The 22,649-nt window shown below is 69.9% G+C and carries 16 protein-coding genes and 1 tRNA gene; 11 read left to right on the top strand and 6 right to left on the bottom strand.

What is annotated here, in order from left to right; translation table 11 throughout:
- Positions 1-205: 205 nt before the first annotated feature.
- A complete protein-coding gene (gene polA, locus ABTX62_RS15950) occupies positions 206-2,932 on the bottom strand; it encodes a DNA polymerase I (RefSeq protein WP_352116726.1) in 2,727 nt (908 codons plus the stop codon).
- Between the two features lie 180 nt (positions 2,933-3,112).
- Here polA and ABTX62_RS15955 point away from each other — a divergent pair, with 180 nt between their 5' ends.
- The 8 genes from ABTX62_RS15955 to ABTX62_RS15990 all read left to right on the top strand — a co-directional run bounded on the left by ABTX62_RS15955 (position 3,113) and on the right by ABTX62_RS15990 (position 13,590).
- On the top strand, positions 3,113-5,392 hold the full coding sequence (locus ABTX62_RS15955) for an FdhF/YdeP family oxidoreductase (protein WP_352116727.1): 2,280 nt from the start codon (positions 3,113-3,115) through the stop codon (positions 5,390-5,392).
- Between the two features lie 56 nt (positions 5,393-5,448).
- Positions 5,449-5,937 (top strand): PaaI family thioesterase, encoded by a 489-nt coding sequence (locus ABTX62_RS15960; RefSeq protein ID WP_352116728.1) that lies wholly within the window; start codon positions 5,449-5,451, stop codon positions 5,935-5,937.
- A gap of 132 nt (positions 5,938-6,069) precedes the next feature.
- Positions 6,070-6,942 carry a trypsin-like serine protease gene (locus ABTX62_RS15965; protein WP_352116729.1) on the top strand — a complete coding sequence of 291 codons (873 nt, stop codon included), beginning with the start codon at positions 6,070-6,072 and terminating at the stop codon, positions 6,940-6,942.
- 949 nt (positions 6,943-7,891) lie between these two features.
- Complete coding sequence (locus ABTX62_RS15970) at positions 7,892-9,121, top strand: branched-chain amino acid ABC transporter substrate-binding protein (RefSeq protein ID WP_352116778.1); 1,230 nt, start codon at positions 7,892-7,894, stop codon at positions 9,119-9,121.
- A 135-nt stretch (positions 9,122-9,256) separates the two neighbouring features.
- Positions 9,257-10,186: a branched-chain amino acid ABC transporter permease gene (locus ABTX62_RS15975; RefSeq protein ID WP_283969751.1), complete on the top strand. Its 930-nt coding sequence runs from the start codon at positions 9,257-9,259 to the stop codon at positions 10,184-10,186.
- A gap of 4 nt (positions 10,187-10,190) precedes the next feature.
- Complete coding sequence (locus tag ABTX62_RS15980; RefSeq protein WP_352116730.1) at positions 10,191-12,008, top strand: branched-chain amino acid ABC transporter permease; 1,818 nt, start codon at positions 10,191-10,193, stop codon at positions 12,006-12,008.
- Positions 12,009-12,013: 5 nt separating this feature from the next.
- A complete protein-coding gene (locus tag ABTX62_RS15985) occupies positions 12,014-12,877 on the top strand; it encodes an ABC transporter ATP-binding protein (RefSeq protein WP_283969749.1) in 864 nt (287 codons plus the stop codon).
- Positions 12,874-13,590 carry an ABC transporter ATP-binding protein gene (locus tag ABTX62_RS15990; RefSeq protein WP_243381018.1) on the top strand — a complete coding sequence of 239 codons (717 nt, stop codon included), beginning with the start codon at positions 12,874-12,876 and terminating at the stop codon, positions 13,588-13,590. Before ABTX62_RS15985 ends, ABTX62_RS15990 begins: the two co-directional genes overlap by 4 nt.
- 74 nt (positions 13,591-13,664) lie before the next feature.
- On the opposite strand, the gene ABTX62_RS15995 is transcribed toward ABTX62_RS15990, so the two are convergent.
- Positions 13,665-14,321, bottom strand: coding sequence for an ANTAR domain-containing response regulator (locus tag ABTX62_RS15995; protein ID WP_352116731.1), 657 nt, complete (start codon positions 14,319-14,321; stop codon positions 13,665-13,667).
- Positions 14,322-14,425: 104 nt separating this feature from the next.
- On the opposite strand from ABTX62_RS15995, the gene ABTX62_RS16000 reads away from it, so the two are divergent.
- Positions 14,426-14,498, top strand: a tRNA-Leu gene (locus tag ABTX62_RS16000).
- Positions 14,499-14,602: 104 nt separating this feature from the next.
- On the top strand, positions 14,603-15,382 hold the full coding sequence (locus ABTX62_RS16005) for a helix-turn-helix domain-containing protein (RefSeq protein WP_352116732.1): 780 nt from the start codon (positions 14,603-14,605) through the stop codon (positions 15,380-15,382).
- 5 nt (positions 15,383-15,387) lie between these two features.
- Here ABTX62_RS16005 and pyk read toward each other — a convergent pair whose 3' ends face one another.
- A complete protein-coding gene (gene pyk / locus ABTX62_RS16010) occupies positions 15,388-16,809 on the bottom strand; it encodes a pyruvate kinase (RefSeq protein WP_352116733.1) in 1,422 nt (473 codons plus the stop codon).
- A gap of 165 nt (positions 16,810-16,974) precedes the next feature.
- The gene (locus ABTX62_RS16015; protein ID WP_352116734.1) at positions 16,975-17,691 is read right to left on the bottom strand and encodes an SIMPL domain-containing protein; all 717 of its coding nucleotides are present in this window, start codon (positions 17,689-17,691) and stop codon (positions 16,975-16,977) included.
- 162 nt (positions 17,692-17,853) lie between these two features.
- Here ABTX62_RS16015 and ABTX62_RS16020 point away from each other — a divergent pair, with 162 nt between their 5' ends.
- Positions 17,854-19,653 carry a bifunctional metallophosphatase/5'-nucleotidase gene (locus tag ABTX62_RS16020; protein ID WP_352116735.1) on the top strand — a complete coding sequence of 600 codons (1,800 nt, stop codon included), beginning with the start codon at positions 17,854-17,856 and terminating at the stop codon, positions 19,651-19,653.
- A gap of 13 nt (positions 19,654-19,666) precedes the next feature.
- On the opposite strand, the gene ABTX62_RS16025 is transcribed toward ABTX62_RS16020, so the two are convergent.
- Both ABTX62_RS16025 and ABTX62_RS16030 read right to left on the bottom strand, forming a co-directional pair.
- Positions 19,667-21,079: a lysine N(6)-hydroxylase/L-ornithine N(5)-oxygenase family protein gene (locus ABTX62_RS16025; protein ID WP_502997961.1), complete on the bottom strand. Its 1,413-nt coding sequence runs from the start codon at positions 21,077-21,079 to the stop codon at positions 19,667-19,669.
- Positions 21,080-21,087: 8 nt separating this feature from the next.
- Complete coding sequence (locus ABTX62_RS16030; RefSeq protein WP_352116737.1) at positions 21,088-22,488, bottom strand: pyridoxal phosphate-dependent decarboxylase family protein; 1,401 nt, start codon at positions 22,486-22,488, stop codon at positions 21,088-21,090.
- Positions 22,489-22,649: the final 161 nt, after the last annotated feature.

The following is a 22,649-nucleotide window of genomic DNA, read 5'->3' on the forward strand; positions in this document are numbered from 1 at the left end:
CCGAGACCGAACCGCGAACCACGGCCGTACCGGACTCCAGCGCTCCGGCCGAGACGGGACCGCGAACCCCGGCCGAGAGGACCGCAGCGCCCGGTTGAGGCGGGGCCGATGCCCAGGGCGAGGCAGGACCTGGGCGTCTGAACACACATCCGCGTCGGTCCCACCACGCGCCCTCGGAGCCCTTCCCGGCCCAGCCGCGCAGCGTCTAGTGGGCCGCCGACTCCCAGTCCGGCCCCGCGCCCACCGAGACGCCCAGCGGGACGCGGAGCTGGACGGCGTTCGCCATCTGGCGGCGGACCAGTTCCTCGGCGGCGGCCCGCTCTCCGGGGGCGATCTCCAGCACGATTTCGTCGTGGACCTGGAGGAGCATGCGGGAGGCGAGGCCGGCTTCCCTCAGGGCATCGTCCACCTTGAGCATGGCGATCTTGACGATGTCGGCCGCCGTGCCCTGGATCGGGGCGTTGAGGGCCATCCGCTCGGCGGCCTCGCGGCGCTGGCGGTTGTCGCTGTTGAGGTCGGGGAGGTAGCGGCGGCGCCCGAAGAGCGTCGCCGTGTATCCCGTGGCCCGGGCCTCGTCGACCGCCCGGCGAAGGTAGTCCCGTACGCCGCCGAACCGCTCGAAGTACGCGTCCATCAGGGCGCGGGCCTCGGCCGCCTCGATGTTCAGCTGCTGGGAGAGGCCGAAGGCGGACAGTCCGTAGGCCAGGCCGTACGACATGGCCTTGATCTTGCGGCGCATCTCGGCGTCGACCGCGGTCGGCTCGACCGCGAAGACCTGGGAGGCGGCCGTGGTGTGCAGGTCCTCGCCCGAGGTGAACGCCTCGATCAGGCCGGCGTCCTCGGAGAGGTGCGCCATCACACGCAGCTCGATCTGGCTGTAGTCGGCCGTCATCAGCGACTCGAATCCGTCGCCGACGACGAAGCCGCGGCGGATCGCGCGGCCCTCGTCGGTGCGGACCGGGATGTTCTGCAGGTTCGGGTCGGTCGAGGACAGACGGCCGGTGGCGGCGACGGTCTGGTTGAACGTGGTGTGGATCCGGCCGTCCGCGGCGATGCTCTTGATCAGACCCTCGACGGTCACGCGGAGCTTGGCCTGCTCGCGGTGGCGGAGCATGATCACCGGAAGCTCGTTGTCCGTCTGGCCGGCGAGCCAGGCGAGGGCGTCGGCGTCCGTGGTGTAGCCGGTCTTGGTCCGCTTGGTCTTGGGCAGGGCCAGCTCGCCGAACAGGACCTCCTGGAGCTGCTTGGGCGAGCCCAGGTTGAACTCGTGCCCGGCTGCCGCGTGGGCCTCCTTGACCGCCTGCTGGACGGCGCCGGCGAACATCTGCTCCATGGCCTCCAGGTGGGGCCGGTCGGCCGCGATGCCGTGCCGCTCCATGCGGGCGAGCAGCGCGGAGGTGGGCAGCTCCATGTCGCGCAGCAGGTCGGCGGCGCCGACGTCCTCCAGGCGGCTCTCGAAGGCCTGGCCCAGGTCGAGAACGGTCCGGGCCTGGATCATCAGGGCCTCGGCCTCGGCGGCGTCGTCCGCGCCGAAGGCGAGCTGCCCGTCGGCGGCGGCGGCGGGGGTCAGCTCGCGGTGCAGGTACTCCAGGGACAGCGCGTCCAGGTCGAAGGAGCGGCGGCCCGGCTTGACCAGGTAGGCGGCGAGCGCGGTGTCCATGCGCACGCCCTCGACGCTCCAGCCGTGCTCGGCGAAGACCCGCATGGCGCTCTTGGCGTTGTGGAAGACCTTGGGCCGGCCGGCGTCTGCGAGCCAGGCCGCGAAGGCCCTCTCGTCGGCCTCGTCCAGCTGGGAGGGGTCGAACCAGGCGGCGGGGCCGCCGGCCGCGGCGAGGGCGACCTCGGCGACCGAGCCGGTACCGAGGGCCCAGGTGTCGACCGTGGCGACGGCGAGGGGCTGCGTGCCGTGCTCGGTGAGCCAGGCGGGCAGCTCGCCGGTGCCGAGCACCGTGCCGTCCAGCCGCACGCCCTCGGTGCTGATCGGGGTGGTCTCGGCCTCCTCGGCGCCGGGGTCGACGGCGAAGAGCCGCTCGCGCAGCGACGGGTTGCGGATCTCCAGGGTGTCCAGGATCATCGCGACGGCCTTGCGGTCGTAGGCCGTGCGCTCCAGGTCGGTGACGCCCTTGGGGAGTTCCACCCGGCGCTCCAGCTCGGTGAGCCGGCGGTTGAGCTTGACGGATTCCAGGTGGTCGCGGAGGTTCTGCCCGGCCTTGCCCTTGACCTCGTCGACACGCTCGACGAGGTCGGCGAAGGAGCCGAACTGGTTGATCCACTTCGCGGCGGTCTTCTCGCCGACGCCGGGAATCCCGGGGAGGTTGTCGGAGGGGTCGCCGCGCAGGGCCGCGAAGTCGGGGTACTGCGCGGGCGTCAACCCGTACTTCTCGAACACCTTCTCCGGGGTGAAGCGGGTCAGCTCGGAGACGCCCTTGGTCGGATACAGCACGGTGGTGTGCTCGCTGACCAGCTGGAACGAATCCCGGTCGCCGGTGACGATCAGCACCTCGAAGCCCTCGGCCTCGGCCTGGGTGGCGAGTGTGGCGATGACGTCGTCCGCCTCGAACCCGTCGACCGCGAAGCGGACGGCGCCCATCGCGTCCAGGAGCTCGCCGATCAGCTCGACCTGGCCCTTGAACTCGTCCGGTGTCTTGGAGCGGTTCGCCTTGTACTCCGTGAACTCCTGGGAGCGCCAGGTCTTGCGGGAGACGTCGAAGGCGACCGCGAAGTGCGTGGGCGCCTCGTCGCGCAGCGTGTTGGCCAGCATCGACGCGAAGCCGTAGATCGCGTTGGTCGGCTGGCCCGTCGCGGTGGTGAAGTTCTCCGCGGGCAGCGCGAAGAACGCACGGTAGGCCAGCGAGTGCCCGTCCATGAGCATCAGTCGCGGCCGGCTGCCGCCGGAGGTCTGGTCGGTCGTCTTCGATGCTGTCTCTGCCACGCCCCCGATCCTGCCACGCCCCACTGACACTCGGCCCCGGCCCCGCGGGTGCCGGGATCGGGCGCGCCCGGCCGGGGACACCGGGCACCGCCTTTCCGCCCGGGCCTCCCCCGCCCGGCGTCACCGCCCCGTGCGAGGATCGGAGACGTACCTCACAGCGCAGTCGAAGAGGAGCGTGTGATGGCGTCGAAGCCTCCGAAGAGTGATCCGGTTCAGGACGCGCCGCAGGTCACCGGGCCGAAGCACGCGGCCGCGGGGCTCCCGGCGATCGGGCACACGCTGCGGGTCGCCCAGCGGCAGATGGGTGTGAAGCGCACCGCGCTGACGCTGCTGAGCGTGAACCAGAAGGACGGCTTCGACTGCCCGGGCTGCGCCTGGCCGGAGCCGGAGCACCGGCACAGGGCGGAGTTCTGCGAGAACGGCGCGAAGGCGGTGGCCGAGGAAGCCACCCTGCGCCGGGTCACGCCCGAGTTCTTCGCCGCGCACCCGGTCGCCGACCTGGCCGGCCGCAGCGGCTACTGGCTGGGGCAGCAGGGGCGGCTGACCCACCCCGTGTACCTCCCGGAGGGGGGCACGCACTACGAGCCGGTCACCTGGGAGCGCGCCTTCGACATCATCGGCGAGGAGATCGCCGCGCTCGGCTCCCCGGACGAGGCGGTCTTCTACACCTCCGGCCGCACCAGCAACGAGGCCGCGTTCCTCTTCCAGCTGTTCGCCCGCGAGTTCGGCACGAACAACCTGCCCGACTGCTCGAACATGTGCCACGAGTCGTCCGGCTCGGCCCTGTCGGAGACGATCGGCATCGGCAAGGGCAGCGTCCTGCTGGAGGACCTCCACAAGGCCGACCTGATCATCGTCGCCGGGCAGAACCCGGGGACGAACCACCCGCGCATGCTGTCCGCGCTGGAGAACGCCAAGGACAACGGCGCGAAGATCATCAGCGTCAACCCGCTGCCCGAGGCGGGCCTGGAGCGCTTCAAGAATCCGCAGACCCCGCAGGGCATGGTCAGGGGCGCCGCGCTCACCGACCTGTTCCTGCAGATCCGTCTCGGCGGCGACCAGGCCCTGTTCCGCCTCCTGAACAAGCTGATCCTCCAGACGGACGGCGCGGTCGCCGAGGCGTTCGTGCGGGAGCACACGCACGGCTTCGAGGAGTTCGCCGAGGCCGCCCGCGCCGCCGACTGGGACGAGACGCTCACGGCGACCGGTCTGGCCCGCGAGGACATCGAGAAGGCCCTCCGCATGGTCCTCGCCTCCCGGCGCACCATCGTGTGCTGGGCGATGGGCCTCACGCAGCACAAACACTCCGTCCCCACGATCAGGGAAGTCGTCAACTTCCTTCTGCTGCGCGGCAACATCGGCCGCCCGGGCGCCGGCGTGTGCCCGGTGCGCGGGCATTCGAACGTGCAGGGCGACCGCACGATGGGCATCTTCGAACGCCCCGCCCCGGCGTTCCTGGACGCCCTGGAGCGGGAGTTCGGCTTCGCGCCGCCCCGCGAGCACGGCTACGACGTCGTACGGGCCATCCGCGCGCTGCGCGACGGCGAGGCGAAGGTCTTCTTCGCCATGGGCGGCAACTTCGTCTCGGCGTCGCCCGACACGGAGGTCACCGAGGCGGCCATGCGGCGGGCGAGACTGACCGTGCACGTGTCGACGAAGCTGAACCGCTCGCACGCGGTCACGGGCGCGCGGGCCCTGATCCTGCCGACGCTGGGCCGCACCGAGCGCGATCTGCAGGGCGGCGGTGAGCAGTTCGTGACGGTCGAGGACTCGATGGGCATGGTGCACGCCTCCCGGGGGCGGCTGGAGCCGGCGAGCCCGCACCTGCTGTCGGAACCGGCCATCGTCAGCCGCCTGGCCCGCCGCGTGCTGGGTGAGAACAGCCGTACGCCGTGGGAGGAGTTCGAGAAGGACTACGCGACGATCCGGGATCGTATCGCGCGCGTGATCCCGGGCTTCGAGGACTTCAACGCGCGGGTGGCACGCCCCGGCGGCTTCGCGCTCCCCCACGCCCCGCGCGACGAGCGCCGCTTCCCCACGGCCACCGGCAAGGCCAACTTCACCGCCGCACCCGTGGAGTACCCACGAGTGCCCGAGGGCCGTCTGCTGCTGCAGACGCTGCGCTCGCACGACCAGTACAACACCACGATCTACGGCCTCGACGACCGTTACCGGGGCATCCGCAACGGCCGCCGGGTGGTGCTGGTCAACCCCGAGGACGCGCGGGCCCTGAAGCTGGCCGACGGCGTCTACGTCGACCTGGTCGGCGAGTGGCGGGACGGGGTGGAGCGCCGGGCGCCCGGTTTCCGCGTCGTGCACTACCCGACGGCCCGGGGCTGCGCCGCCGCCTATTACCCGGAGACCAACGTGCTGGTGCCGCTGGATGCCACGGCGGACACCAGTAACACCCCGGCCAGCAAGTCCGTGGTGGTGCGTCTGGAACAATCGGCGACCGACTGAGCGTTCGCTCAGTGACACAGGCAACCGAGTGACGAGGACGAACGGAGCCGGGCCCGATGGGTGAGCAGCAGCATGTGAAGTTCCCGCAAGAGGTCATCGACGAGTACGCCGCGCTCGGCGTGGACCTCCTGGCCCTGTTCTCCGCGGGCCACCTGGGGAACCGGATGGGTGTCCAGATCTCCGAGGCGTCGGCGGACCGGGTCGTCGGGACGATGCCGGTGGAGGGCAACACCCAGCCCTACGGACTGCTGCACGGAGGGGCCTCCGCGGTGCTGGCCGAGACGCTCGGCTCCATCGGATCGATGCTCCACGGCGGCAGCTCCAAGATCGCCGTCGGTGTCGACCTGAACTGCACCCATCACCGCGGGGTGCGCTCCGGGCTCGTCACCGGTGTGGCCACGCCCGTGCACCGGGGGCGGTCGACCGCCACCTACGACATCGTCATCACAGACGAAAGCGACAAAAGGGTGTGCACGGCCCGGCTGACCTGCCTCCTGCGCGACGTGAAACCGGCCGACGAGGAGCTCATCCGCGCCGCGAACTGAGCCCCGCGATCCGGCCGACGTAGGGAAAACCCTGGAGGGACGGGCGCGCTCTTGTCGCGGCCCCCTCCGGGCGCTTCACTGGCGCTCCCCCCCCACAGGAGAAGACCCGTCCCACCCCCAGAAGGGTTTCTCTTGACCTCCGTACGCGCCTTCGCCGTCACCACCGCGGCCTGTGCCACCGTGCTCGCCACCGCGCTGCCGTCCTCCGCCATCAACTCCTACAACGCCGCGCCCGCTCCCGAACGCACCGAGGTGGGCGCGCTCGTGGCCACCTGGGACGACGACGGCGACCCCGCGACCCCTGACCGGGCCGACTGGGTCTGCTCCGGCACCATGATCGACGCGGACACCTTCCTGACCGCCGCCCACTGCACCTCGGACTGGCCCGAGAACGTGCGGTTCTACGTCTCCCTCGACCAGGACGTGCAGTCCGGGCTCGACGCGGCGGCGAAGAAGTACCCGGGCGACCCGGCCGCGCAGGCAGCCGCCGTCGCCGTGCGGGGCACCGCCCACTCGCACCCCGGCTACCCGGGGCCCGCCACCGACACCCACGACATCGCGGTGATCCAGCTGCCCGCCGCCGGGGTCAAGGCCCGCTGGAGCTTCACTCCGGCGACCCTGCCCACCGCGAACCAGCTCGGCAAGCTCGGCCCGCAGGGCCTGAACGCCACCGACTGGCTCGTCGCCGGGTACGGCACACAGGAGGCCGTCAACGGCCCCGGCGGCCAGACCCACCCCGGCGGCGGTGTCCGGATGAAGGCGCCCGTCACCTTCAACGCCCTCAACGACTCCTGGGCCCGGCTCGCGATGACAGCGCCCCAGGGCAACGGGGGCGCCTGCTACGGCGACTCCGGCGGCCCCAACTTCGCCGTGCTCGGCGGCAAGAGGGTCCTCGCCGCCACCACCATCACCGGCGACACCCCCTGCTACGCGACCAACGTGACGTACCGCCTGGACACGCCCGGCGCCCGCGCCTTCCTCTCGCCGTTCGTGAAACTGCCGTAACCCCCGGCGGCCTCACCCGCCCGACCCCCGCCGGCGGCCAGCGGTCGCACGGAAGGCCGACAGCCCCGCCGCACGCACCGGGCGGCGGGGCACCGTCCGACCTGCGGCCCGGGTCCCCGCGACCGCCGACTCGGCCCACGAGCGACGAAGTCGCCATGTCACCGGCACCGTCCGCACCGCGCCCGAGCTGCCGATCCGCGAACCGCGGAACCGGCCGCCCCGTCACCCGCCCGTCGCCCTCACTCCCCAACTCCCCGAAGGGCCGGCCTCGTTCGGTCCACCGTGACGGCCGTCGTGCACGCCGCCGCCTGCCGGCGATACGGCCCACCACCCTCCGGGCCACCGGCGCCCTCCACGACCGGGAGCCCCACCGCCACTCCCCGGGTCACCGGCGCCTCCACGACCGCGGTCCCGCCATCACCCTCCGGATCACCGGCACCCCCACCGCCGGGCTCACCGCCCGCGCCGGCCGGCACCCCCCCCCCGGCCGACACCGCGGAAATCTCCGTTTCCCCGCGCCCGAAACCGCCCCCGGCCGCCGGGCGCCCCTTTTCTCGGCATAACGCTCCGTAACACACGAGCAATACAACGCCACGGTTTCCTCTTCGCCCGCGCCCGCGCCCGGGACCTTTTCGATCTCTTTCGGGCCACGCGCGACCCGACCAGCGCATGATCTCGGCCATGGCCAACCGGAAGTGCGGGTTCTCAGAATGCGGACCTCGGCGAAAATCGGCCAAACCCGCCGAGAGGGCCCCGGTCCGGTACCCGACATCCACGGCGTCATAACAAGAAAGTCACAAGCCAGCCCACGCCGCTGTCCCCGCCCTGACCCCGGGCTTAGAGTCACGGCCAGTCACCGCTCCATCGGGAGTTCGGTACCAGCGCGGCACTCACCCCCCGACCAGGGCGGGGCCTGCCTGTGAAAGGACTGATTGTGCGACAGCGTTCCTTGGTGATTCTTACCTCCGTTCTCACGACCGGAGCTCTGACTCTCACCGCCTGCGGTTCCCGAGACGACAGCGGTGACAAGGGCGGAGACAACGGGAGCGGTACCACGCTGACCATCGGCGTCGACGCCCCGCTCTCCGGTGAGAACTCGACCACCGGCCTCGGCATCCAGTACGGCGCCCAGATAGCCGTCGACGACGCCAACAAGAACAACTGGGTCCCGGGCGTGAAGTTCAAGCTCAGGCCGCTGGACGACAAGGCGCAGCCCGCCACCGGCCAGTCCAACGCCACCGCCCTGACCGGCGACAAAACGGTCGTCGGCGCCGTCGGCCCGCTGAACTCCGGCGTCGCCCAGACGATGCAGCAGGTGTTCGCCTCGGCCAACATGGTCCAGATCTCCCCCGCGAACACCGCCCCCGAGCTCACCCAGGGCAAGAACTGGCAGACGGACAAGAAGCGTCCCTTCAAGACGTACTTCCGTACCGCCACCACCGACGAACTCCAGGGCAGCTTCGCCGCCGGCTACGCGTACAACGGCCTCAAGAAGAAGAAGGCCTTCGTCGTCGACGACAAGCAGACCTACGGCGCCGGCCTCGCGAAGATCTTCAACGAGCAGTACAAGAAGCTCGGCGGCAAGGTCGTCGGCACCGACCACGTCAACACCGGCGACAAGGACTTCGGCTCCCTCGTCACCAAGATCAAGAACTCCGGTGCCGACCTGCTCTACTACGGCGGCCAGTACGACGAGTCCGCGCTGATCACCAAGCAGCTCAAGGACGCCGGCGTCAAGATCCCGCTGTTCGGCGGCGACGGCATGTTCGCCTCCACCTACATCGAGGCCGCCGGCAAGTCCTCCGAAGGCGACCTCGCCACCGCCATCGGCGTCCCCGCCGACACCCTGCCCGCCGCCAAGACGTTCATCCAGACGTACAAGGACAAGGGTTACAAGGGCGACTACGGCGCGTACGGCGCCTACGCCTACGACGCCACCACCGCCATCATCAAGGCCGTCAAGGCCGCGGCCGACGCCAACGGCGGCAAGGTTCCCACCGACATCAACGACCTGCGCTCCAAGGTCGTCGACGGTGTCCAGAAGTCCGACTTCGAAGGCCTCACCGGCAAGATCTCCTTCGACGAGTACGGCGACACCACCAACAAGCAGCTGACGGTCTACCAGGTCGAGAAGGGTGCCTGGAAGGACGTGGAGACCGGCACCGCCGACCTGCAGTAGCCCGGCCCGCCACAACGCCCCACGGGCCGCGCGGAAGGGGACCCCGACCGCGCGGCCCGTTTCCACACCCCCACACAGCACACGACCACGCACACATCCAGTGCACACGACCACCAGCGACATGGAGGCCATGCGGTGAACACCCTGCCGCAGCAGCTGGCCAACGGGCTGCTTCTCGGCTCGATGTACGGGCTGATCGCCATCGGCTACACGATGGTGTACGGCATCGTCCAGCTCATCAACTTCGCGCACGGCGAGATCTTCATGACCGGCGCCTTCGGCGCCCTCACGGTCTACTTCTACATCCTGCCCAACGGCACCTCGATGGCCATCGCCGTACCCCTCATGCTCCTCGGCGGAGCACTCGTGGCCATCCTCATCGCCGTCGGAGCGGAACGGTTCGCCTACCGACCACTGCGCGGAGCACCACGCCTGGCACCGCTCATCACGGCCATCGGCCTCTCCCTGGCCCTCCAGGAGGTCGTGCGCAACTTCTACCCCGGCGCCGACCGCGCCCGCGCCTTCCCGGGCCTCGACGCCACCCACGAAATCGGCTCCGTCACCATCAAGGACGCCGACATCTTCCTCATCCTCGCCGCCATCGGCTGCATGGCCGCCCTCGCCTTCTTCGTGCGCCGCAGCCGCACCGGCCGCGCCATGCAGGCCACCGCGCAGGACCCCGACACCGCACAGCTCATGGGCATCGACACCAACCGCATCATCGTCATCGCCTTCGCCATCGGCGGCTTCTTCGCCGCCGTCGCCGCCGTCGCCTACGGACTCAAGTACGGCAACGTCGACTACCGCATGGGCTTCCTCATGGGCCTCAAGGCCTTCACCGCGGCCGTCCTCGGCGGCATCGGCAACATCTACGGCGCCATGCTCGGCGGCGTCGTCCTCGGCATCGCCGAAACCCTCGCCTCCGCCTACATCGACGAGATCCCCGGCATGCAGCAGCTCGGCGGCCAGAGCTGGGCGAACGTCTGGGCCTTCTGCCTCCTCATCCTCGTGCTCCTCTTCAGGCCACAGGGCCTGCTCGGCGAGCGCGTCGCGGACAGGGCGTGATCACATGACCGAGACGACCCAGAAGACCCCAGCGCCGGACGCCGCCCCCACCCCGACGCCCGCCCCGCGCGGTCTCATACCCCTGCCCGTCGCGGCCGCCCGCGCCCTGCTGCTCGCCGGCGGCATCGCCACCGCCGCCTCCACGTTCCTCGCCTGGACCTGGACCGCCCAGTTCCCCGGCGACCTCACCTACAACGGCTACCCCGGCGGCCTGCAGTGGCTGACCTTCACCGCCGGCGTCCTCACCGCACTGTTCGCCCTCGCCGGCTACGGCGTCCGCGGCCTCGGCTGGCTCCTGCCCGCCCGCAACAACGCGCCGCTCGTCCTCACCGCCCTCGGCGGCTTCAGCGTCACCTGGTTCACCGTCATCGCCATCAGCGTCGAACTCGGCGGAGTCGTCAACCTCGAACCCGGCGGCTGGATCGCGGCCATCGCCTCCCTCCTGCCCGTCCTCGGCGCCTTCGCCCTCCCGCAGGAGCGGCCCGACACCGACGGCACCAAGGCAGCCCTCAAGGCCTACGTCGCCAAACCCGACCGCATCGCCGCCCCCCAGGCCATCGCGCCCTGGATCCAGCGAGCCGTCATCACCGTGGCCACCATCATCGGCCTCGGCATCTTCACCTACGGCATCGACACCGAGTACGGCCAGCTCTTCATCGGCTACCTCTTCGTCGTCACCTTCGCGATGTGGGCCGTCCACACCGCCGGCCTCCTCGACCGCTTCTCGGCACTGGTCGCCGCCAACCGCAGCTTCACCCTCGCCATGGGCTTCGCCGCGGCCATCGCCTTCCCCTTCACCCAGACCGACGACCACTACGCCAACATCGGCGTCAACATCCTGATCTTCGGGACGGTCGCCCTCGGCCTCAACATCGTCGTCGGCCTCGCCGGACTCCTCGACCTCGGATACGTCGCCTTCCTCGGCGTCGGCGCCTACACCGCCGCCCTCGTCTCCGGCTCCGAGTTCTCCACCATCTCCGGCTTCCACCTGCCCTTCTGGGCCTCCGCCCTGGCCGGCGCCGCCGCCTCCCTCGTCTTCGGCGTCCTCATCGGCGCCCCGACCCTGCGGCTGCGCGGCGACTACCTCGCCATCGTCACCCTCGGCTTCGGCGAGATCTTCCGCATCGCCGTCAACAACATGGACGGCGACTCCGGACCCGACGTCACCAACGGCCCCAACGGCATCTCCAACATCCCCGACCTGAACCTCCTCGGCTTCAACTTCGGCCAGGCCCACGACATCGGCGGATTCACCCTCGGCCGCTTCGCCAACTACTACCTGCTGATGGTCCTCATCATGGCCATCGTCGTCCTCGTCTACACCCGCGCCGCCGACTCCCGCATCGGCCGCTCCTGGATCGCCATCCGCGAGGACGAGACCGCCGCCACCGCCATGGGCATCAACGGCTTCCGCGTCAAACTCGTCGCCTTCGCCCTCGGCGCCGCCCTCGCCGGCCTCGCCGGCACCGTCAGCGCCCACGTCACCTACAGCGTCGTCCCCACCCCCTACCAGTTCGCCGGCTCCACCCCGCCCAACTCCGCGTTCCTCCTGGCCGCGGTCGTCCTCGGCGGCATGGGCACGGTCGCCGGACCGCTCCTCGGCGCGGCCCTGCTCTACCTGCTCCCCGAGAAGCTCGTCTTCCTCCAGGACAAGTCGCTCCTCGCCTTCGGCATCGCACTCGTCCTGCTGATGCGCTTCCGCCCCGAAGGCATCATCGCCAACCGCCGGCGCCAGCTCGAATTCCACGAGACCGGCCAACTCGACGTACCCAAACAGACCACGCTGACCGACGAACCGGCCGTCACCAAGGCGGGGGCGTAACCACCATGACGACACCTGTACTCGAAGCCCGCGGCGTCACGATGCGCTTCGGCGGCCTCACCGCCGTCCGCTCCGTCGACTTCACGGTCAACGCCGGCGAGATCGTCGGCCTCATCGGCCCCAACGGCGCCGGCAAGACCACCTTCTTCAACTGCCTGACCGGCCTCTACGTCCCCACCGAGGGCACCGTCTCCTACAAGGGCACCGTGCTCCCGCCCAAGCCCCACCTGGTCACCCAGGCCGGCATCGCCCGGACCTTCCAGAACATCCGCCTGTTCGCCAACATGACGGTCCTGGAAAACGTCCTCGTCGGACGCCACACCCGCACCAAGGAAGGCCTCTGGTCCGCCCTCCTGCGCGGCCCCGGCTTCAAGAAGGCCGAACGCGCCAGCGAGGAACGCGCCATGGAGCTCCTGGAGTTCATCGGCCTCGCCCACAAGCGCGACCACCTCGCCCGCAACCTCCCCTACGGCGAACAGCGCAAACTCGAGATCGCCCGCGCCATGGCCTCCGAGCCCGGCCTGCTGCTGCTCGACGAGCCCACCGCCGGCATGAACCCCCAGGAGACGCGCGCCACCGAGGAACTCGTCTTCGCCATCCGCGACAAGGGCATCGCCGTCCTCCTCATCGAGCACGACATGCGCTTCGTCTTCAACCTCTCCGACCGCGTCGCCGTCCTCGTCCAGGGCGAGAAGCTCGTCGAAGGCACCGCCGACGTCGTCCAGGCCGACGAACGCGTCGTCGCCGCCTACCTCGGCGAACCCTTCGAAGGCGACCCCGGCCAGGCCGAAGCCGCCGAGGTCGAGGCCGCCGAAGCCGCCGCCGACGCGACCAGCACCACCAGCAGCACCAAGGGAGAAGCCAAGTGACCGCACTCCTCGAGGTCGAGGACCTCCGGGTCTCCTACGGCAAGATCGAAGCCGTCAAAGGCATCTCCTTCAGCGTCGACGCCGGCCAGGTCGTCACCCTCATCGGCACCAACGGCGCCGGCAAGACGACCACCCTGCGCACCCTGTCGGGCCTGCTCAAGCCGACATCCGGGAAGATCCTCTTCGACGGCAAGCCCCTCAACGGCGTCCCCGCCCACAAGATCGTCGCCCTCGGCCTCGCCCACTCCCCCGAAGGCCGACACATCTTCCCCCGCCTCACCATCGCGGAGAACCTCCAGCTCGGAGCATTCCTCCGCAAGGACAAAGAAGGCATCGAGAAGGACATCCAGCGCGCCTACGACCTCTTCCCCATCCTCGGGGAACGCCGCAAACAGGCCGCAGGAACCCTCTCCGGCGGCGAACAGCAGATGCTCGCCATGGGCCGCGCCCTCATGTCCCGGCCCAAGCTCCTCATGCTCGACGAGCCCTCCATGGGACTCTCCCCGATCATGATGCAGAAGATCATGGCGACGATCTCGGAGCTGAAGTCCCAGGGCACGACGATCCTCCTCGTCGAACAGAACGCCCAAGCCGCGCTCTCCCTCGCCGACCAGGGCCACGTCATGGAGGTCGGCAACGTCGTCCTCTCCGGAACCGGGCAGGACCTGCTGCACGACGAGTCGGTACGCAAGGCCTACCTGGGCGAGGACTGAGATCCCCACCCACCCGCGGAGAGGCCCGCTCCCCTTCCGGAAACGAAGGGAAGCGGGCCTCTCACGTCGAGCTCTCAGCCCTTGCCGGCCTTCTTCTCGTCGGCGTCCTGGATGACCGCCTCCGCCACCTGCTGCATCGACATCCGACGGTCCATCGACGTCTTCTGGATCCACCGGAAAGCAGCCGGCTCCGACAGCCCGTACTCGGTCTGCAGAATCGACTTCGCCCGGTCCACCAGCTTGCGCGTCTCCAGCCGGAGCGTGAGGTCGGCGACCTCCTTCTCCAACTCCTTCAACTCCGTGAACCGAGAAACGGCCATCTCGATCGCCGGCACGACGTCGGTCTTGCTGAACGGCTTCACCAGGTAGGCCATCGCACCCGCGTCCCGGGCCCGCTCGACGAGGTCACGCTGCGAGAACGCCGTCAGCATCAGCACCGGCGCGATGCTCTCCTCCGCGATCTTCTCCGCCGCCGAGATACCGTCCAGCTTCGGCATCTTCACGTCCAGGATCACCAGATCCGGCCGGTGCTCACGAGCCAGCTCCACCGCCTGCTCACCGTCACCCGCCTCACCGACGACGGTGTACCCCTCCTCCTCCAGCATCTCTTTGAGATCGAGCCGGATCAGCGCCTCGTCCTCGGCGATGACGACCCGCGTCGTCATCGGAGGCACGTGCGACTTGTCGTCTTCAGGCACGTCAACAGGCTGGGGCGACTCGGGGGCACTCACGTGGGCTCCTTGGTAGGGGCAGGCCGGTACTGCTCCCAAGAGCGTACCTAGCTGCGGTATGGTGGGGGCACGGCGGGTGGCTGCCCGCCTTTGTTTTGCAGGAAGCCCCGGTAGTCCAGCGGAAGAGACACGGTGCTCAAACCACCGACAGCGTGGGTTCGAATCCCACCCGGGGCACTTTTTCCTTTGATTCCAAGGTCACCCTGATGCGGATGTCCACGTTCTCGTGAACCTCCGCTTTTTGCTGCGCAGCGCCACGGTGCATCACGCAGAGTGGCCACATGGAACAGCACAGCCCTTCGATTCGGGCAAGCGCCGTGGCTCTGATGCGCCAAGGCGTTCCTAATCGCGTAGTAGCGGAACAGTTGAACGTCCCACGCGGGACCGTCGGCTGGTGGCGCAGCGAAGACCGCAAAACGCGTGGTGAGATGTACGAGCCCCCCACGGACTGCCCCCAGTGCACTGGCCGCGACTTTGACCGCGTCGCCTATGCCTACCTACTCGGGCTATACCTCGGAGACGGGCACATCGTCTCAAAGCGCAAGCAGCACCACTTGTCCATCTTCTGCAACAAGACGCAGACCGGTCTTGTCGCCGCAGCAGAAGAGGCTGTGCGCAAAGTGATGCCTTTGCCCAACGTCAGTCAGCGGCTGAAGCCCGGCTGCGTCGAGGTGAAGTCGTACACGCAGCACTGGACATGCATGTTCCCCCAGCATGGCCCCGGCAAGAAGCACGAGCGGCGCATTGTCCTCGAACCCTGGCAGCAAAGCATCGTGGACGCCCACCCCTGGGAATTCATCCGCGGGCTCATCCACTCCGACGGGTGCCGGATCACGAACTGGACGACCCGCATGGTGGCCGGTGAGCGGAAGCGCTATGAATATCCCCGGTACTTCTTCACCAACGTCTCCGACGACATCCGACGGCTCTGCACCGACACTCTGGACACGCTCGGTGTCGAGTGGACGCACTGTACCCGCAACGGCAACCCGTTCAACATCTCCATCGCCCGCAAAGCCTCAGTCGCCCTCATGGACGCCCACGTCGGCCCCAAGTACTGACGTGGCTACTCCGCGATGTGGTGGACCCGGACCATGTTCGTCGAACCCGAGACCCCCGGCGGGGAGCCTGCCGTGATGATGACCGTGTCGCCCGGACGGCAACGGCCGTATCGGAGCAGCAGCTCGTCGACCTGGTCGACCATCGCGTCCGTGGAGTCGACGCAGGGGCCGAGGAATGTCTCCACGCCCCAGGTCAGGGCGAGCTGGGAGCGGGTGGCCTGGTCGGGCGTGAAGGCGAGGAGGGGGATCGGGGAGCGGTAGCGGGAGAGGCGGCGGGCGGTGTCGCCGGACTGGGTGAAGGCGACCAGGAACTTCGCGCCGAGGAAGTCGCCGATTTCCGCCGCGGCTCGGGCGACCGCGCCGCCTTGGGTGCGGGGCTTGTTGCGTTCCGTCAGGGGCGGGAGGCCTTTGGCGAGGATGTCCTCCTCCGCCGCTTCGACGATGCGGGCCATCGTGCGGACGGTGTCGATGGAGTGTTTGCCGACGCTGGTCTCGCCGGACAGCATGACGGCGTCGGTGCCGTCGATGACGGCGTTGGCGACGTCGGAGGCCTCCGCGCGCGTCGGGCGGGCGTTGTCGATCATCGAGTCGAGCATCTGGGTGGCGACGATGACCGGCTTGGCGTTGCGTTTGGCGAGTTTGATGGCGCGCTTTTGGACGATCGGGACTTGTTCCAGGGGCATTTCGACGCCGAGGTCTCCGCGGGCGACCATGATTCCGTCGAAGGCGGCGACGATGTCGTCGATCGCCTCGACGGCCTGGGGTTTCTCGACCTTGGCGATGACGGGCAGCCGGCGTCCCTCCTCGTCCATGATGCGGTGGACGTCGTGGATGTCGCGGCCGGAGCGGACGAAGGAGAGGGCGATGACGTCGAAGCCGGTGTGCAGGGCCCAGCGGAGGTCGTCCTCGTCCTTTTTGGAGAGGGCGGGGACGGAGACGGCGGCGCCGGGGAGGTTGAGGCCCTTGTGGTCGGAGATCACGCCGCCTTCGAGGACGGTGGTGTGGACGCGGGGGCCGTCGACGCCGGTGACTTCGAGGCAGACCTTGCCGTCGTCGATGAGGATGCGTTCGCCGGTGGTGACGTCGTCGGCGAGGCCGGCGTAGGTGGTGCCGCAGGTGTGGCCGTCGCCTTCGACGCCTTCTTCGACGGTGAGGGTGAAGGTGTCGCCGCGTTCGAGGAGTACGGGTCCTTCGGTGAAGCGGCCGAGTCTGATCTTCGGGCCTTGAAGGTCGGCGAGGAGGCCGACACTGCGGCCGGTCTCGTCGGCGGCTTTGCGCACCCGGTGGTAGCGCTCCTCGTGTTCGGCGTGGCCGCCGTGGCTGAGGTTGAAACGGGCTACGTCCATTCCGGCGTCGACCAGGCCTTTGATCTGGTCGTACGAGTCGGTGGCGGGTCCAAGGGTGCAGACGATTTTTGCTCGGCGCATGAAACGAGCCTATGAGTTACCGACTGGTAGAGAATTGGTCGAGCGTGACTGTCCAACAGACTTTGCGTGAAGCGTTATTGACAAGTGTTGAATTGTGCGGTGGGGCGCTCCGATGAGCACCCCGGTGAAATTCGGTCGCGCTTTCGGATAATCACCCGGCGGGGATTACAGCTGCGGCGGCACCATGGTGAAGCGGGCGTTGATCTGGGCGTGGACGCGTTGGCGCTGGGGTTCGAGGTCGAGGGGGGCGGGGGTGTCCTCGGCCGCTCCGGCGAAGGCGGCGGAGCGCATGCGGCCGGGGGCCTGGGGGTAGTCCGGTGGGGCGCTTTCGGCGCCGATGTCGGCCAGTTCGACCAGGGCGGCAAGGGTGGTGCCGAGGGCTTCGGCGTACTCGCGTGCGCGCTGGACGGCTTCTCGTACGGCCTTCTTGCGGGCTTCCCGGTGGGCGGGTGAGTCGGGGCGCAGGGCCCACCAGGGGCCGTCGACGCGGGTGAGGTCGAGGTCGGCGAGGCGGGTGGTGAGTTCGCCGAGGGCGGTGAAGTCGGTGAGTTCGGCGGTGACGCGGACGCTGCCGTGGTAGGTGCGGACGCGTTCGCCGCGGCCGTGTTTGGTGAGTTCGGGTGTGATGGAGAAGGCGCCGGTCTCCAGGCGTTCCACGGCGTCGCCGTAGGTCTTGACGAGGTCGAGGACGCCGGCGTTGCGGCGGGTGAGGTCGTCGAGGGCGGAGCGGCGGTCGCGGCCGCGGGCGGCGACGGTGATGCCGATGCGGGCGATCTCCGGGTCGACCTCGAGGCGGGCTTCGCCGCGGACGGCGATGCGGGGCGCCTCGGGCGTTCCGTAGGGGACGGCGGGCTGGGAGGCGTCTGGGGTGGCCGCGGTCATACGCCCCACTCTGTCATGTCTGGGCTGGTTGGCGACCTGGGTCGGGGGTTTCGAGTCATCAGATCGCAACCTGCCGGGTCTGTTGCGGCCGGTCGTGGGCGGGTCAGAATCTACGCGCGTTATCTACGCGCGTCGTTCCACAGATTCCGCGAGGAGCCAGACATGCCGTTGAACCGCCGGAAGTTCCTGGAGAAGTCCGCCGTGACCGGGGCGGGGGTGGCGCTGGCGACCGGTGCGGTCGGAGCGCCGGGTGCGCAGGCGGTCGAGGCGAAGCGCGGCACCAAGCGGTACGCGTTCACCGTGCTGGGGACGACGGACCTGCACGGCAACGTCTTCAACTGGGACTACTTCACGGACAAGGAGTTCGACGACAGGGACCACAACGACGTCGGTCTCGCGAAGGTCTCCACTCTGGTCAACCGGGTGCGTGAGGAGAAGGGCCGCCGCAATACGCTGCTGATCGACGCGGGCGACACCATCCAGGGCACCCAGCTGTCGTACTACTACGCCAAGGTCGACCCGATCACGGCCGAGGGCGGCCCGGTGCACCCGATGGCGCAGGCGATGAACGCCATGGACTATGACGCGGCGGCGCTCGGCAACCACGAGTTCAACTACGGCATCCCGGTGCTGCGGAAGTTCGAGCAGCAGTGCCGATTCCCGCTGCTGGGCGCCAACGCGCTGGACGCGAAGACGCTGCGGCCGGCGTTCGCGCCGTACAGCATGCACCGGCTGCGCACCCCGCACGGGCGGGACGTGAAGGTGGCCGTGCTGGGTCTGACCAACCCGGGCATCGCGATCTGGGACAAGGCGAACGTGCAGGGGAAGATGACGTTCCCGGGTCTGGAGGAGCAGGCGGCGAAGTGGGTGCCGAAGCTGCGGTCGATGGGCGCGGACGTCGTCATCGTGTCGGCGCACAGCGGTTCGTCGGGGACGTCCTCCTACGGTGACCAGCTGCCGTACATCGAGAACGCGGCCGCTCTGGTGGCCGAGCAGGTGCCGGGGATCGACGCGATCCTGGTCGGGCACGCGCACACGGAGATCCCCGAGTACTTCGTCGCGAACAAGAAGACGGGCAAGCGGGTCGTGCTGTCGGAGCCGCTGAAGTGGGGGCAGCGGCTGACGCTGTTCGACTTCGAGCTGGTGTGGGAGAAGGGCTGCTGGAGGGTCGAGAAGGTGGGCGCGAAGGTCCTCAACTCCAACACGGTGGAGGAGGACCCGAAGATCACGAAGCTGCTCCTGGACGAGCACGAGAAGGTCGTGGCGTACGTCAACCAGGTCATCGGCACCAACGCGGCGGAGATGACGTCGGCCGAGGCGCCGTACAAGGACGTGCCGATCATCGACCTGATCAATCACATCCAGGCCGACACGGTGAGGCAGGCGCTGGCGGGCACGGAGCACGCCGCGCTGCCCGTGCTGTCGCAGGCGGCGTGCTTCTCGCGCAGTGCGCGGATCCCGGCGGGGCGGGTGACCATCCGGGACGTGGCCGGTCTGTACGTCTTCGAGAACACGCTGGAGGCGCGTTTGATGACGGGTGCGCAGATGAAGGCGTATCTGGAGTTCTCGGCGAACTACTTCGCGCAGACGGCGCCGGACGCGGCGGTGGACCCGGCGAAGCTGACCAACGCGAACGGCACGCCGGACTACAACTACGACGTGGTGAGCGGCCTGTCGTACGAGATCGACATCGCGAAGCCGGCCGGGTCGCGGGTGACGAACGTGCGCTTCGAGGGGCAGCCGCTCGCCGACGACGCGAGGTTCGTGTTCGCGGTGAACAACTACCGGGCCAACGGCGGCGGGAACTTCCCGCATGTCGCCGCCGCCCCGGTGCTGTGGTCGAACTCGGAGGAGATCCGCAACACCATGATCGCCTGGGTGAAGGCGAAGGGGTCGATCGACCCGGCCGAGTTCGCCGCGGTGGACTGGAAGCTCACGCGCGAGGGCACGCCCGTGTTCTGAGCCGCGTTCCCGCTCACCTTCGGTCGTCGACCAGCGGCGTCAGTGCCGGTGCCTCGCGGGGCGGCGGGACGTGCCTGCGCTGGGTGAGGCCGAAGGTGGTGAAGGCGGTGCGGGCGGGGAGTGCGTAGGCCTCCCCGCCCGTCAGGGAGTTGAGGATGATCGCGCTGCGCCAGGCGGCGAGGCCGAGGTCGGGGGCGCCGACACCGTGGGTGTGGGTCTCGGCGTTCTGGACGTACACCGTGCCGGTGACGGACGGGTCGAGGACGAGCCGGTACTCCTCGTCGACGCGCGGCCGTTCCCGGTTGTCGCGGCGCATGTAGGGGTCGAGGCCGGCGAGGATCCGGTCGAGGGGGCGTTCGCGGTAGCCGGTGGCGAGGACGACGGCGTCGGTGGTGAGGCGGGAGCGGCTGTCCTGCCGGCCGTGTTCCAGGTGCAGTTCCACCTGGGTCGTGGCGACGCGGCCGGCGGTGCGGACGCGGACGCCGGGGGTGAGGACGGCGTCGGGCCAGCCGCCGTGCAGGCTGCGGCGGTAGAGCTCGTCGTGGATGGCGGCGACGGTGGCGGCGTCGATGCCCCTGTGGAGCTGCCACTGGCCGTCGACGAGCCGGTCGCGGGCGGACTCGGGCAGGGCGTGGAAGTAGCGGGTGTGGTCGGGGGTGAAGTGTTCCAGGCCGAGCTTGGAGTACTCCATGGGGGCGAAGGCCTCGGAGCGGCCCAGCCAGTGCAGCTTCTCCTGTCCGGCCGGCCTGCTCCGCAGCAGGTCGAGGAAGATCTCGGCGCCGGACTGTCCGATGCCCACGATCGTGACGTGCCCCGCGGCGAGGAGGGCGGCGCGGTGGGTGAGGTAGTCGGCGGCGTGCACGACGGGCACGCCGGGGGCCTCGACGAGGGGTTTGAGGGGATCGGGGACGTAGGGCTCGGTGCCGATGCCGAGGACGACGTCGTGGGTGTAGGTCCGGCCGAGGGCCTCGGCTTCTCCGTCGGCGTCGAGCTGGGTGAAGTCGACCTCGAAGAGGTCGCGTTCGGGGTTCCAGCGGACGGCGTCGACCTGGTGGCCGAAGTGGAGCCCCGGGAGGTTCTCGCAGACCCAGCGGCAGTAGGCGTCGTACTCGGCGCGCTGGATGTGGAAGCGCTCGGCGAAGTAGAAGGGGAAGAGCCGCTCGCGGGACCGGAGGTAGTTGAGGAAGGTCCAGGGGCTGGTGGGGTCGGCGAGGGACACCAGGTCGGCGAGGAACGGCACCTGGATGGTGGCGCCCTCGATGAGCAGGCCGGGGTGCCAGGCGAAGGCGGGGCGCTGCTCGTAGAAGACGGTGTCGAGGCCGCCGAGGGGGTGGGCGAGCGCGGCGAGGGAGAGGTTGGCGGGTCCGACTCCGATGCCGACGAGGTCGCGGGGGGTGTCGGGGCCGGGGGTCGGCGCGGGGTTCATCGGGGGGTTCATCGGGGGGTGTGTCCTTCCACGAGTGTCGCTCGGCTCGCTGCCGCGAGGTGCAGCAGGGCGGCCAGGTCGTCGGGCCCGGTGGCGGGGTTGAGGAGAGTGGCCTTGAGCCAGAGCCGGCCGTCGAGGCGGGCCCGGCCGAGGACGGCGCGGCCGGCGGTGAGCAGTGAGCGGCGTACGGCGGCCACGGTGGCGTCGGTGGCGTCCGCGGGCCGGAACAGCACCGTGCTGATGACGGGCGGGGCGTGCAGTTCGAAGCCGGGGTGTTCGGCGACGAGTGCGGCGAAGTCGCGGGCGCGGGCGCAGACCTGGTCGATGAGTGCGCCGAGTCCTTGGCGCCCCAGGGTCTTGAGGGTGACGGCGAGTTTGAGGACGTCGGGGCGGCGGGTGGTGCGCAGGGACCGGCCGAGCAGGTCGGGCAGCCCGGCCTCGGTGTCGTCGGCGGCGTTGAGGTAGTCGGCGCGCTGTCCCAGGGCGGCGAGGTCGCGGGCGTCCCGGACGGCGAGGAGGCCCGCGGCGACCGGCTGCCAGCCGAGTTTGTGCAGGTCGAGGGTGACGGTGTCGGCGGCGTCGAGTCCGGTGAGCCGTGGGCGGTGCCGGTCGCTGAAGAGGAGGCCTCCGCCGTAGGCGGCGTCCACGTGCAGTCGGGCGCCGTGATCGGCGCAGCGGGCGGCGATCTCGGGCAGCGGGTCGATGTATCCGGCGTCGGTGGTGCCGGCGGTGGCGGCGACGAGCACGGGGCCGGGCTGTGCGGTGAGGGCGTCGTCGAGTGCAGAGGGGTCGAACGTCCCGCGCGGGGTGGGTACGACGACGGGGTCGGGCAGCCCGAGCAGCCAGGCGGCGCGGGGCAGGGAGTGGTGGGCGTTGGCTCCGCACACGAGCCGGACGGTTCCGCCGTGGGCTTCTCGGGCGAGGAGCAGGGCGAGCTGGTTGGATTCGGTGCCGCCGGTGGTGATGAGGGAGTCGGGAGCGGTGGGCTGCCCGGTTCCGTGGATCTGCCGGGACAGCGCCTGTGCGACCAGATGCTCCAGTGCCGATGCCCCGGGCGCCTGGTCCCAGGAGTCCAGGGACGGGTTGAGGGCGGAGGCGGCGAGGTCGGCGGCCGCGGCGACGGCGAGTGGGGGGCAGTGCAGGTGGGCGGCGCACCGGGGGTGGGCGGGATCGGCGGCGGTCTCGGTGAAGGCGTGGACCAGGGTGCGCAGGGCGTGCGGGTCGCCCTGGTCGGGGAGGATGTCGCCGGCCGCCTGCCGGATCCGGGCGGTGACCGACTGCGGGCCGCCCGCCGGGAGCGGCCCGCCCCGCGCCCGGGCACCGGTGTCCAGCGCTCGGAGGACGGTGTCGAGCATCGGCCGCAGGGCGCGGGGGCCTTCTGGTCCTGAGGCGAGGGGCGGGTGGCTCATGGGGCTGTCCTCCGGGGCGCGGGGCGGCGCGCCCGATGGGACCAACGACCCAACCCGGGTGGAGGTACCTCCGTGACGGAAAACCGGTCGGGTCGGGTGCCCCTCGGGGGCTCAGTCCTTGAAGTCGGTGGTGATCGCCTCGGGTCCGGTGAGGCGGTGGG

This window comes from Streptomyces sp. NPDC096046 (assembly GCF_040303285.1).
Classification (GTDB): Bacteria; Actinomycetota; Actinomycetes; order Streptomycetales; family Streptomycetaceae; genus Streptomyces.

Bases quoted from the DNA above. Each gene is read 5' to 3' on its own strand.
- ABTX62_RS15955 (WP_352116727.1), top strand. From the start codon at position 3,113: ATGGCGTCGAAGCCTCCGAAGAGTGATCCGGTTCAGGACGCGCCGCAG.
- ABTX62_RS15960 (WP_352116728.1), top strand. From the start codon at position 5,449: ATGGGTGAGCAGCAGCATGTGAAGTTCCCGCAAGAGGTCATCGACGAG.
- ABTX62_RS15980 (WP_352116730.1), top strand. From the start codon at position 10,191: ATGACCGAGACGACCCAGAAGACCCCAGCGCCGGACGCCGCCCCCACC.
- ABTX62_RS15985 (WP_283969749.1), top strand. From the start codon at position 12,014: ATGACGACACCTGTACTCGAAGCCCGCGGCGTCACGATGCGCTTCGGC.
- ABTX62_RS16005 (WP_352116732.1), top strand. From the start codon at position 14,603: ATGGAACAGCACAGCCCTTCGATTCGGGCAAGCGCCGTGGCTCTGATG.
- pyk (WP_352116733.1), bottom strand. From the start codon at position 16,809: ATGCGCCGAGCAAAAATCGTCTGCACCCTTGGACCCGCCACCGACTCG.
- ABTX62_RS16015 (WP_352116734.1), bottom strand. From the start codon at position 17,691: ATGACCGCGGCCACCCCAGACGCCTCCCAGCCCGCCGTCCCCTACGGA.
- ABTX62_RS16020 (WP_352116735.1), top strand. From the start codon at position 17,854: ATGCCGTTGAACCGCCGGAAGTTCCTGGAGAAGTCCGCCGTGACCGGG.
- ABTX62_RS16025 (WP_502997961.1), bottom strand. From the start codon at position 21,079: ATGAACCCCGCGCCGACCCCCGGCCCCGACACCCCCCGCGACCTCGTC.
- ABTX62_RS16030 (WP_352116737.1), bottom strand. From the start codon at position 22,488: ATGAGCCACCCGCCCCTCGCCTCAGGACCAGAAGGCCCCCGCGCCCTG.